This is a genomic window from Bradyrhizobium jicamae (genome assembly GCF_001440395.1).
Taxonomy (GTDB): domain Bacteria; phylum Pseudomonadota; class Alphaproteobacteria; order Rhizobiales; family Xanthobacteraceae; genus Bradyrhizobium; species Bradyrhizobium jicamae.
In genome coordinates, this window is sequence record NZ_LLXZ01000069.1 from 17,548 (window position 1) to 29,483 (window position 11,936).

The window sequence follows — 11,936 nt, forward strand, 5'->3', positions numbered from 1 at the left end:
AAACCTGTGTATCCTTAGGGCCTTATGGAACAAAGCTGTTAACGATGATTAAGAATGTCTTAATCGCGGCCATTTCATTCGTATCGCTCACCCAATAGGATGTTTGCGGATGTGTGCGGACTAGGCTGCCGGCGGGGCACGCTTGCGGTCCGTTGGGGGTTATGAATCCAGCTTCGAGCTTGCGGGGGTTTTTGCAAGAACGGCTGGACGCGTACGTTTAAGAGGGCTCGGACTGACATGGCGAACAATCCGAAGAAGGTTAAAGATCCCACCGAAGTCGCGCTGTCTGCCATTCAGGAAGCGCTCAACATCAGTGATACTTCCGTCGACGCCAACCGAAACTCAATTGGCGGCGAACTTACGCCGCCAACCATGCCCGCCGCCGCACCTTCCTATTCGGATGCGCCGTTCGACACGCGCGGCGGCGCCGAACGTCCCGTGTTCGATCCGATCGAAGAGCCGCGCGGCCCCCGTCGCGCCGCCAATGACGATCGCGAAACCATCGGACAGATTCTGCAGGCGATCCAGAAGAACCACCCTGCCCGCAGCGTCTACACGCTTGCCACCGTGTTTGGCGGCGTCTGGGTGCTCGGTTGCGCCCTGCTGACCATCAGCTTCCTGCCCTCGCTGCAGGCGGCGATCGGACAAAGCGGCGGCGTGCTGGTGCTCGCCGGTCTTGCGGCGTTGTTTTTTGCGCCGGTGCTGTTGTTCTACTTCCTCGCCAGCCTTGCCTGGCGCGGCCAGGAAATGCGGATGATCGCGCAGTCGATGGCGCAGGTCGCAATCCGCTTCTCCGAGCCCGAAGGTGCTGCTGCCGATTCCATGGTGACCGTCGGCCAGGCGATCCGCCGCGAAGTCGCCGCGATGGGCGACGGCGTCGAGCGCGCGATCGCGCGCGCCGGCGAACTGGAAACGCTCGTCGCCAATGAAGTCGCAGCCCTCGAGCGCGCCTATACCGACAACGAAGTGCGCATCCGCGCGCTGCTGCAGGACATCGCCCATCAGCGCGACAATCTGGTCGGCCAGGCCGAGCAGGTTCGCAGCGCCATTTCCGGCGTCCAGATCGACCTGCGCCACGACATCGCGCTGATCTCGGATGCGATCGCCTCGCGCGTCGACGAGGTCGCAAAAAGCATCACCGGCGCGCTGGAAGAGCGCGGCCAGCACATCACGAGCGCACTCAGCCACGCCGGCGACAACATGATCCTGGCGCTCGGCGAGCGCGGCGGCGACCTGCTCGACCGACTGGAGGAAGCCAGCGCCGAGACCACGCGCGCCGTGCTCGACGCCTCCGAGCGGCTGACCACCAGCCTCAACTTCAAGACCGGCCACGTCCACGACGAGTTCGTCGATCTCGCCGACCGCGTCCACGAGATGCTGAACGAGCGCATCGACCGCATCACCGGCGAGTTCGAGCAGCGCTCCTCGACCATCGTCGACGGCATCTCCGACCGCACCGAACAGGTCCACGACTCCCTGAAGAACTCCTCCGACTCGCTGCTGCTCGAGCTCGAGCTGCGTTCAGGCGATCTCGTCAGCAAGATCGACGATGCCGGCAACCGGCTGGCGAGCCGCATCCTTACCTCCGGCGACAAGGCCAGCGACGCGCTCGACGTGACCGTGAACACGCTGGTCGCCAAGGTGATCAGCCAGACCGAGAACGCGCACGACAGCCTCGCGCTGCAGATGAGCGCGTACGACGAGCTGGTGAAGAACCAGGGCGCGGAGCTTGCGGAAAAGTTCGCCCGCGACAGCGGCACGCTCGGCGCGCTGATCACGCGGCACATCTCGGAGTTCGACCGCACCGTCAAGACCTTCGGCGGTGAGATCGTGGAACGGATGGGCGCGCGGACCCAGGAGATATCCGACAGCCTGAAGCACTATGTCGACACCTTCGATACCCGCCTTGTCTCGAACAGCGGCGAGATCACCGCTTCCCTCGATCAGCGGCTGCTGCAGTTCGAAACCCAGCTCGGCACCCGCGTCAGCAGCCTCGACAACTCGCTCGAAGGCAAGATCAAGTGGTTCGACGAGGCCGTCGACGGCCGTCTGAAATCGCTCGAGACGACGTTCGACACCCGCGCCAGGTCGGTCACCGAAACCATCGACAACCGCCTCAACACGCTGTCGGGCTCGCTGACCGACGGCGCAGCGCAGGCGATCCAGTCGATCGACCAGCGGCTCAGCCTGCTGACCTCCTCGCTCACCGAGGGCACCGCGCAAGCCATTGCCGCGGTCGACCATCGCATTGCCAATGTCACCGAAACCATCGACGGCCGCAGCGCCCACCTGACCGACACCATCCAGGCGCGGTTCCAGGACATTCACCAGGGCATGGAGACGCGGGTCGGCGAAATCGCGAGCGGCATCGAGGCGCGGGTCGGCAATCTCACCAGCGGCATCGAGATCCGCGTCGGCGACATGGCCAGCGGCATCGAAACCCGGGTGGGCGCCCTCGCCGGCGACATCGACACCCGCGTTGCGCAATTCGAGGATCTGCTCGGTTCGCGCATCGAGGCCGTGGCAGGCCGGATCGAAAGCAGCGGCCGCCAGGCCAGCGAAGACCTGATGTCGCGCGCCGAAATGCTGTCCTCCGGCATCAAGTCGCATGTCGAGGACGCCGAGCGTTCGCTGACCAACCTCGTGGTCAATACCTCCGAGACCATTCAGACCGGCGCGCGCACCGCGCAGCAGGCGCTGCTGTCGGTTTCCTCCGATGTCGGTGCACAACTGAAACTGACCTCCGCCGAGGTCGAAGCCGCCCTCACCGCCGTCGGCACCGGCGCCGCCATCTCGATCCTGACCAGCGCCAAGGATGCGCAGACGACGCTGGTGTCGGCCTCCTCCGAGGCAGCAACGCAGATCAAGTCACTCGCCGCCGACGTCGAGCGCACGCTCTCGGCCGCAGGCGACGCCACCGCCGCCTCGGTTCTATCGGGCGCGCGCGAGGCCCAGAGCACGCTGGTGACCGCATCCGCCGACGCTGCAAGCCACGTCAAGTCGCTCGCCATCGATGTCGAGCGTTCGCTGTCGATCGCCGGCACCGCAACGGCCGAGGCCGTCACCGCCGGCGCCCGCGAAGCGCAGAGCACGCTGGTCGCCGCCTCCACCGAGGCCGCCAATCAGGTCAAGTCGCTCGCCGCCGACGTCCAGCGCTCGCTGTCGATCGCCGGCACGGCGACCGCCGAGTCGATCACGGCTGGCGCCCGCGAGGCCCAGACTACCCTGATGAGCGTGTCCGCCGAGGCGTCGACCCAGGTCAAGTCGCTTGCCGCCGACATGGAGCGGTCGCTCTCGATGGCCGGCAACGCCACCGCCGAATCGATCACGACCGGGGCACGCGAAGCCCAGAACACGCTGATGACGGCGTCTTCGGAGGCCACCAACCACGTCAAGTCGCTGGCGATCGACGTCGAGCGCACGCTGACCGCGGTCGGCGCCGCCGCCGCCACCTCCCTCCTCGGCAGCGCGCGCGATGCGCAGAGCTCGCTGTCCACGACCTCGGCGGAAGCTGCGAACCAGATCAAGGCGATCGCCGCCGACATGGAACGTTCACTCGGCGCCGTCACCGCCTCCACGACCGATACCATCCAGACCACCGCGCAGAACGCACAGAGCGCGCTGGTCGCCGCAACCAACGAGGTCAGTTCCAAGGTCAAATCGACCTCGGCCGATATCGAGCGTTCGGTGCTCGCCGCGAGCAGCAATTTCGGCTCGACGATGACCGGCAAGACCGACGAAATCGTCACCTATGTTCAGCAGCAGACCGACCGTCTGGCGCAGATCGTCGACAGCCGCCGCGGCTCGCTGGTCGAGGCGCTCGGCACCAAGGCTACGCAACTGACTGGTGACATCGACCGCGTCACCGCCGATGCCCTGAAATCGATCGAAACCCGCGGCCAGGCGTTCTCGCAATCGATGTCGACCCACGGCTCGGACGTCGCGCGCACGATCACCACCGCTGGCGATCTCGCTACCGGCGCGGTGGCCAAGTCGCTGAAGGACCTCGAACAGGCGTCGCGTTCGGCGATCGACCAGTCGCGTCAGGTGTCGATCGCCGCCGTCACCGAAATGCAGGAGACCAGCAAGATCCTGCGCACCGACACGGTCGCGCTGTTCGAGCGGCTGCGCGAAGGCAACATCCTGCTGCAGGAAGTGCTGACCGGCGCCCACGACAACCTCAACTCGCTGGAACGCGCGCTGGTGACCCGCGTGGCCGACTTCGTGTCCGCCATGAACGACGTCACCGCCCGCAACGGCATCGCTACCCAGACCCTGGAAGACCAGCTCACCGTCTTCAACGGCAAGACCACCAAGGCGCTGGAAGATCTCGGCTCGCTCTCCAGCGAGTTCGAGAAGCACGGCAAGGCGCTGGTCGACGCAGCCGGCGTGGTAGAGAAGGCCAACCTCTCCACCACGACGTCGGTCGCCGACCGCAAGTCGCAGCTTGAATCGCTCGTCACCACCATCGACCTGCGTACCACCGATCTCGACCAGCGGCTGTCGCGCTTCACCGGCCTGCTCGACGAATCGCTCGCCGCCGCCGAGGAGCGTGCCCGCGACATCGCGCGCGTGGTCGCGGAGACTGCGGGCGCCGGATCGGCCGCGATCAGCCGCCAGTTCGAAGCGGTGCGCACTGCGGCCGAGAACGAGCGGCAGCAGACCCTCCACGCGATGAACGATCTGTACCAGCAGAGCACGCATGAAACCGATGCGATGTTCAAGCAATCGACCGAGAAGTTTGCGGCGATGGTGCAGACCATGAAGCAGATGGCGGCCGAGATGCATCAGGAGCTCGAGGCGACGCGCAACGAGCTGCGCCGCGGCGTGCTCGAAATGCCGCAGGAGGCCGCCGATAATACCGCGCAGATGCGCAAGGTGATCGTCGACCAGATCGAGGCGCTTGCCGAGCTCAACCGGATCGTCGCCCATCATGGCCGCGGCCTCGACGTCGTGACCTCCGGCCGCGCCAGCGTGCAACGCCAGGAAGAGCCGGTGATGGCCGCCGTCAGCGGCCGCAACGAGGTCCGCATGCGTGACGCCGCCGGCAGCGCGTCTACGCTGCCGCCGCCGGATCTCGGCATGCCCATGCCGATGCCCATGCCCGCCCAGCGCCGCACCGAAGCCCCGCCGGTCTCGCCGGCTGCTCAGGACGCAGGGCGCGACGGATGGCTGTCCGATCTTCTGAGCCGCACCGATGCCGGCGGACGCGAAACGCCGCGGGGCCGACAGCAGGGTGGCGCAGCCAACCCGCTGGAGTCGCTGTCGCTCGACATCGGCCGGTTGATGGATCGCAACCTCGCCGCCGAAATGTGGGATCGCTACCAGCGCGGCGAGAGCAAGGCGTTCACCAAGCGTCTCTACACGCCCGCCGGCCAGAAAGCGTTCGACGAAGTTTCGCGCAAATACCGCGCCGACCGTGGCTTCAAGCAGACGGTCGACCGCTACATCGCCGAGTTCGAACGGCTGCTGGACGAGGTCGCACGCGATGATCGCGGACCGCAGGCGTTGCGCAGTCACCTCACCTCGGAGACCGGCATGGTCTACACCCTGCTCGCGCATGCGGCGGGACGGCTGGGGTAAAGGCTCGGATCACTCGTAAGTCAGAAACGGAGGCAGTGATGCCTCCGTTTTGTTTTTCCGACTACGAGCGAAATGCAGCTCTCTGGATGGGAACGGCGATGGACTACGTCAAGGTAAGCTGGAAACAGGACAATCCTCACACACCGGTCCTGCTTTACAGCGAGATGGACGATGAGCGGTGGGAGGTCAGGAAAGTGGAAGTATTTCCCGACGGGTCGTTCGGATATGCTGATCGCTCCACGTCTCGCGGGACGACTTTCCTGGGCCTCGAACCAATACCGACGCTTTCGGAGATTGCTGCAATTCCCGAGTTCGAACCTGTGGCGATCACGAAGGAAGAGTTTGAAGTAATGTGGTTGAAGGCCGCCAGACAAGCCTGACGACGGGATAAATCAGCCAACCCATTGCCGATTTGCAGGTTGCCGTCATTGCGAGGAGCAAAGCGACGAAGCAATCCATACCATCGGCGCGGAAGCTATGGATTGCTTCCGCCTTCGCTAAAGCTACGGCGGACAAGTCGCTTCGTTCGCAATGACGGCTGTTCGCCGCCTACTGCCGCTTCTGCCCGCTCGGTGCCCTCGGAGGGGCCGGTGCCGGCGCTGGCGGCGGTGCTGCCGCCTGGCTGTTACTGCTGCTGCCGCCGCCAAAAATCACGCGGGTCGGGTTGCGATCGAAATTGTTCACGGCGCGGCTGATGTCGGCGAGCGTGCGGCGGCCGTCGGCCATCAGCGCGCCCGACCGCTTGTCGAAATCTTCCGCCAGATCCTTGATCGCCTTCACCATCAGGTTCAATTCGCCGCCGGCGGCGCCGCCCGCGATCGTGTTCAGCCCGAGCATGAGGCTGTCGGCCTTGCCCATCACGCCATCGACCCTGAGCATGACGTTGTCGATCTTCTCGGAGTTGCGCGCCAGCGCAGCCGTGAAGGTTTCGAGATTCCGCAGCGAGTTCTTCACCGATTCCTGGTTATCGGCGACGAGCCGGTTGACGTTCTGCAGCGTGGCGCGGATCGACTCGGTGACATCCTGCAGCGCGCTGGGATCCGCGGTCAGCATCGGCACGCCGTCCTCGTCGAGCGGCACCGCAGCCGCATTTTCCTCGCCACCCTTCAGCGAGATCGCGGCGACGCCGGTCAGGCCCTGGAATTCGAGACCCACAAGCGTGTCTTTCCGAATCGGAGCGTTGTTCTCAACCATCGCCAGCGCGACCACGCGGCGCGGGTTGTCGAGTTTGACCGACACAACCTCCCCTATCCTGATACCGTTAAAATTGACGCTGCCGCCATTGCGCAACCCCGACGCCGGGCCCTCGAACACGATGCGGATCGGGCTGCGCAGCTTGGTGGTATGCAGGCTCTGGAACCACAACACAAAGCCGAACGCCGCGGCGATCACCGCCAGCGTGAAGGCCCCGATCAGGACGTAATTCGCCCGCGTTTCCATAACTCAAGGTACTCCGAAACCAGGGTCTATCCGGCGTCGCCGATAGACCCGTCATTATCTCATGTTTGAGCACGATCCGATCCGAAAACCGATCACACTTTTGGGGGTCCTGCTCCGAGCATGATGACGCTTCTTCGAATCGTCATCACGCTCTAACTCTTTGATTTGAGCATGATCTTATCGAAAAACCGGCATCCACTTTTCCGGATCATGCTCTAGCCCATCACCGCGCGGGCGCGTTTGCCGTGAAAATATTGCCTCAGCCAGGGATGCTGCGAGGCCTGCATGTCGGCAATCGATCCTGCTGCAATGATCTTACCGTTCCCTAAAACCGCGATGCGGTCGCAGGCCGTATACAGGCTGTCGAGATCATGGGTTACCATGAAAACGGTCAGGCCCAAAGTACGCTGCAGGGTGCGCACCAGCTCGTCAAAATCCCCGGCGCCGATCGGATCGAGCCCCGAGGTCGGTTCGTCCAGGAACACCAGTTCAGGATCGAGTGCGAGCGCACGCGCCAGCGCCACGCGCTTGATCATGCCGCCCGACAATTCGGACGGATAGCGGTCGGCGACTTCGGGGCGCAGGCCCACCATGCCGAGCTTGGCCACCATGATCTCATCGAGCAGCCGCTGCGAGATCCTCAGATATTCGCGCACCGGAAACTGGATGTTCTGCCGCACGGTGAGCGAGGAGAACAGCGCGCCCTGCTGGAACAGGATGCCCCAGCGGCGCTCGACGCCGCGGCGCTCCGCGGCACTCGCCGCATCGAGGTCGACGCCAAACACCTCGATGCTTCCGGCGATCTTGGGCACGAGTCCGATGATGGTCCGCGTCAGCACCGACTTTCCGGCACCCGACGGGCCGACAAATCCCAAAATCTCGCCGCGTTTGACGTCGAGGTTGAGCCCGTCGAGCACCCGCGTCTTGCCGAACTGCACGGTGATGTCGCGCACCCGGATGATGGCGTCGGAGATTTCGCCCGCCATGGTCACATTCCGATCGAAGCAAAGAAGATGGCGAACACGCCGTCCATCACGATCACGAAGAAGATGCCCTTCACCACTGAAGACGTCGTGTGCTGCCCGAGCGATTCAGCGCTGCCCTGCACGGACAGCCCCTCGACGCAGGCGACGATGCCGATGACGGCCGCCATCACCGGCGCCTTGATCATGCCGACCACGAAATGATCGATCGAGATGGCGTCGCGCAGCCGCAACAGAAACGCCTCGGGCTCGACGCCGCCATAAAGCCACGCCACCAGTCCGCCGCCGTAAAGCGCCGCCATCGCCCCGAGAAACGCCAGGATCGGCAGCGCCAGCACCAGCGCCAGCATCCGCGGCAGGATCAGCACTTCGATCGGATCGAAGCCCATGGTACGCAGCGCGTCGATTTCCTCGCGCATCTTCATCGAGCCGAGCTCGGCGGTGTAGGCCGAGCCCGAGCGGCCCGCCACCATGATCGCGACCAAAAGCACGCCGATCTCGCGCAGCACCAGCACGCCCAGCATGTCGACCACGAAGATGTCGGCGCCGAATTTGCGGAAGTGGAAGATGCCCTGCTGCGAGATGATGCAGCCGATCAGGAAGGTGATCAGCACCACGATCGGCACCGCGCGCCAGCACACCTGCTCCAGATGATGGATGGTCGAGGTCAGTCGGAAGCCGCGCGGGCGGATGATGACGTGGGCGGTTGCTGATAGCACCGCGCCCAGCATGTCGATCAGCCCGATCAGGGTGCCGCCGATGCCGGCCACGGCGCGGCCGATCTGCTCCAGCATGCCCGTGATCGTCACCCGGTCGGCGTCGACGACCGGCTCGGCCTTCACCCGGCGCACTTCGTCGACCAGGCTCGAATAATTATCCGAGAGCCCGGCGATCTCCGCCTCGACGCCGCCATGGGTCAGGCTGCGGCGCAGCCGCTCGATCAGCCAGGCCCCGAACGTGTCGAGCCTCGACACCTGCGAGACGTCGATGAAGATGTTGGGCCGGGTGCCGCTGAGCTTCTCGGCGTCGGCGACCATTCGCTCCAGCATCGGCGCAAAGCGGGCCGTCCAGGAGCCGGCCGCGCACAGCGCCAGCGCGTTGCCCCTGGCTATCCGCTCCAATGTCGGGTCGCCGCTCACCTTACCCACCCTTCGGCAGATATGCGCTCCCTGAAAAAACGTCAGGTTCCGCACGCCGCTTGCCTTGTAGAATCTGTCCCTAACCAGCCATAGTTGGTAGCGGCGGGCAAGCTCACGGTTCAGAAAATTGCCAGATTTTAAAACGACTTCCAGCGCATCTCGAAAGCTTGCCGTCAGCATCGAACGCTGGCCGATTGCGGGTGCTTTCACCATCAGCCGCGGTGCCAAAACCGAGGCTGTCACCGTCGTCGCCACCGTGAGCCAGGGCGACCGGACCGGCCGCGGCGAATGCGTGCCCTACCCGCGATATGGCGAGACGGCGGAAGCGACGCTGGAAGCGCTTCAAGCGATGCGTGAACCGCTTGCCAAGGGACTGGACCGCGCAGCCTTGCAGGCGGCGATGCCCGCCGGCGCCGCCCGCAACGCGCTGGATTGCGCGCTACTCGACCTCGAGGCCAAAACCGCGGGACAGCGGGTCTGGACGTTGCTCGGCCGGAAGGCGCCGCGCCCCTGCACCACCGCGTTCACGATTTCACTCGGCGCGCCGGAAGCAATGGCATCGGCAACCGCGAAGGCCGCGCACCGGCCGCTGCTGAAGATCAAGCTCGGCGGTGATGGTGATGAGCTGCGGATCGCCGCGGTCCGCAAGGCGGCCCCCGAATCCGAACTGATCGTCGATGCCAACGAAGCCTGGACGCCTGATAATCTCGAACACAACCTCGCCGCCTGCGCCAACGCCGGCGTCACGCTGGTCGAGCAGCCGCTGCCGGCCGGGCACGACGAGGTGCTGGCGCAGATCAAGCGTCCGATCGCGGTCTGCGCCGACGAAAGCGTGCATGACCGTGCCTCGCTCGACGGCCTGCGCGCGCGCTACGACGCCGTCAACATCAAGCTCGACAAGACCGGCGGGCTGACGGAAGCGCTCGCGATGGCGGATGCCGCTCAGATGCTCGGCTTCGAGATCATGATCGGCTGCATGGTCGCAACCTCGCTGGCGATGGCACCGGCCATGCTGCTCACGCAACAGGCCAGGTTCGTCGACCTCGATGGTCCCCTGCTGCTGGCGCGCGACCGCGACGGCGGCCTGCGCTACGACGGCAGTCTCGTCTATCCGCCGGAAGCCGGTTTGTGGGGCTGATGCGAGAGCCGATCCCGCGCCAGCCAGATCACCAGTCCGCCCGAAGCGGCCATGACAGCCATCCCGTAATAGATGCCCTGTCCCCAGATCTCGTAGATCGTGCCTGACGCAACCGAGGCGAGACCGGCGACAATGCCGCCGCAGGCGGTGAGATAGCCCTGCGCCCTCGCCATCACGTGGCCGGGCACCTGGCGCAGCATCAACCCCATGATTCCGACCTGCGTCAGACCGAAGCTCAGCGCATGCGCGAGCTGGACGATCGCAAGAACCGCCAGCGGCAGGTCCTGCGCCGTCAACACCCAGCGCGCGGCCGCGCTCAGCGCCGCGATCACCACCAGTATCGACGGCTGCAGCGTGAAGCGCGGCGACAGGGCGAACAACACGATCTCCGCGATCACGCCGAGTACCCACAGGACTGCAATCGTCAGCCCGTCATACCCCGCCTGCTGCCAGGCGATCGACGCGAAAATGTAATAGGCGGCGTGGCTGCCCTGGATCAGCGCCGAGGCCACGATGATCGCGAGAAAGCCGCCGTCGCGCAGCAGCGCGCTTGCGCCGCCGGTGACCGGGCGGGCGACCTTGGCATCGTCCAGCGGCGCCAGCAGAAGGCTCGCCAGCGCCCCGAGCCCGGCGGAGCCAGCGATGATCCAGATCAGATTCTTGGCGGCGATGAGGTCGAACAGCAGGCCGCAGACCAGCGCGCCGAGCACGAAGGCGGCTGAGCCCCACAGCCGCAATGGCCCATAGTTGAGCCCGTAGCGCTTCACCCCCCGGAGCGCATAGGCGTCCGTCAGCGGCACCATCGGCGTCCACAGGCAGCAAGTCAGGGCGTAGATCAGGAACACCAGCACCGGCCAATGCTGGGTGCCCAGCACGAAAAAGCCGACCGCAGTGGCAAAGGAGGTGACGATGATGCCCCCGCGCAGGGCGTTGCGGCGTTCCGCAAAGCCCGTCACCAACGGCAACGCCGTAAACCTGGTCACCGAGGGAACGGCCGTGATCAAGCCTATCCAAAACGCATCGATCCCGACCGCTTTCAACCATACCGTGAAAAACGGCAGGTGGGTTCCGGTCATGCCGAACAGCGTGGCGTAAAACAGCGCCACCCGGGTCGCGAAACGGCGGGATGTGTCTTGAGAAGCGATGGGGATTTGTGATTCGCTTGGCATCAATTCAATTGCGATTCGGGCAATATCGTGTTGTCTCGTTATCGCAAGGCGCGCTGATTTGCGCGAAGAGTTTGACATGGCCGACGAAGCATTTGCCCTTTCGCCGATCTCAGCACGCGCCACGCTGCCGAGCGAGGAGGACTATGCTGCAATCGCTGAAGCCTTCATGGAGACTTCGCGGGGCCGCTGGTTCCTGACCGAATACGCGAAGCGCAACCGCAATTCCGACACCCGCATGGTGCTCGACGCGGTATCCCGGATCGAGCAAAGCCTCACCGCCCAGAAGGAAGAAAACCGTCAGCGGGAAGAAAGCCTGCGCCGGGACGAAGGCCTTTCGGCGCAGCAGGCGGCCGAGGCCATCGCCGCGGCGGCCGCAGCGCAGGATCGGCTGACCGAGGCGCTCGACGCCATCCGTGGCGCGGTCGAGGCGGCCGAGGAATCGGCGGTCGAGGCGCTCGACAGCCTGGCGCTGGACCAGCGGCTG

Annotated in this window: 7 protein-coding genes and 1 pseudogene; 4 read left to right on the forward strand and 4 right to left on the reverse strand. The window is 65.1% G+C overall.

Annotated features, from left to right (window positions below):
* The first annotated feature begins 237 nt into the window (after positions 1-237).
* Entirely contained in the window at positions 238-5,583 is a 5,346-nt protein-coding gene (locus CQ12_RS11245; protein WP_057835377.1) for an apolipoprotein A-IV repeat region-like domain-containing protein, read from the forward strand.
* 98 nt (positions 5,584-5,681) lie between these two features.
* Positions 5,682-5,963, forward strand: a complete 282-nt coding sequence (locus tag CQ12_RS11250; protein WP_057835385.1) for a DUF6881 domain-containing protein — start codon at positions 5,682-5,684, stop codon at positions 5,961-5,963.
* Positions 5,964-6,132: 169 nt separating this feature from the next.
* On the opposite strand, the gene CQ12_RS11255 is transcribed toward CQ12_RS11250, so the two are convergent.
* The 3 genes from CQ12_RS11255 to CQ12_RS11265 form a co-directional block, all read right to left on the reverse strand.
* Entirely contained in the window at positions 6,133-7,023 is an 891-nt protein-coding gene (locus CQ12_RS11255; protein WP_057835378.1) for an MlaD family protein, read from the reverse strand.
* 215 nt (positions 7,024-7,238) lie between these two features.
* Positions 7,239-8,009, reverse strand: a complete 771-nt coding sequence (locus CQ12_RS11260) for an ABC transporter ATP-binding protein (RefSeq protein WP_057835379.1) — start codon at positions 8,007-8,009, stop codon at positions 7,239-7,241.
* 2 nt (positions 8,010-8,011) lie between these two features.
* Positions 8,012-9,145 carry an ABC transporter permease gene (locus CQ12_RS11265; RefSeq protein ID WP_057835380.1) on the reverse strand — a complete coding sequence of 378 codons (1,134 nt, stop codon included), beginning with the start codon at positions 9,143-9,145 and terminating at the stop codon, positions 8,012-8,014.
* Between the two features lie 127 nt (positions 9,146-9,272).
* Between CQ12_RS11265 and dgcA the strand changes: the two genes are divergently transcribed.
* A complete protein-coding gene (dgcA, locus tag CQ12_RS11270; protein WP_057835381.1) occupies positions 9,273-10,283 on the forward strand; it encodes an N-acetyl-D-Glu racemase DgcA in 1,011 nt (336 codons plus the stop codon).
* Here dgcA and CQ12_RS11275 read toward each other — a convergent pair.
* The gene (locus tag CQ12_RS11275; protein ID WP_057835382.1) at positions 10,253-11,452 is read right to left on the reverse strand and encodes an MFS transporter; all 1,200 of its coding nucleotides are present in this window, start codon (positions 11,450-11,452) and stop codon (positions 10,253-10,255) included. The two genes, dgcA and CQ12_RS11275, sit on opposite strands and share 31 nt — an antisense overlap.
* Before the next feature lie 76 nt (positions 11,453-11,528).
* Between CQ12_RS11275 and CQ12_RS44980 the strand changes: the two are divergent.
* Positions 11,529-11,936, forward strand: a pseudogene (locus tag CQ12_RS44980) (hypothetical protein); the annotation flags it as partial.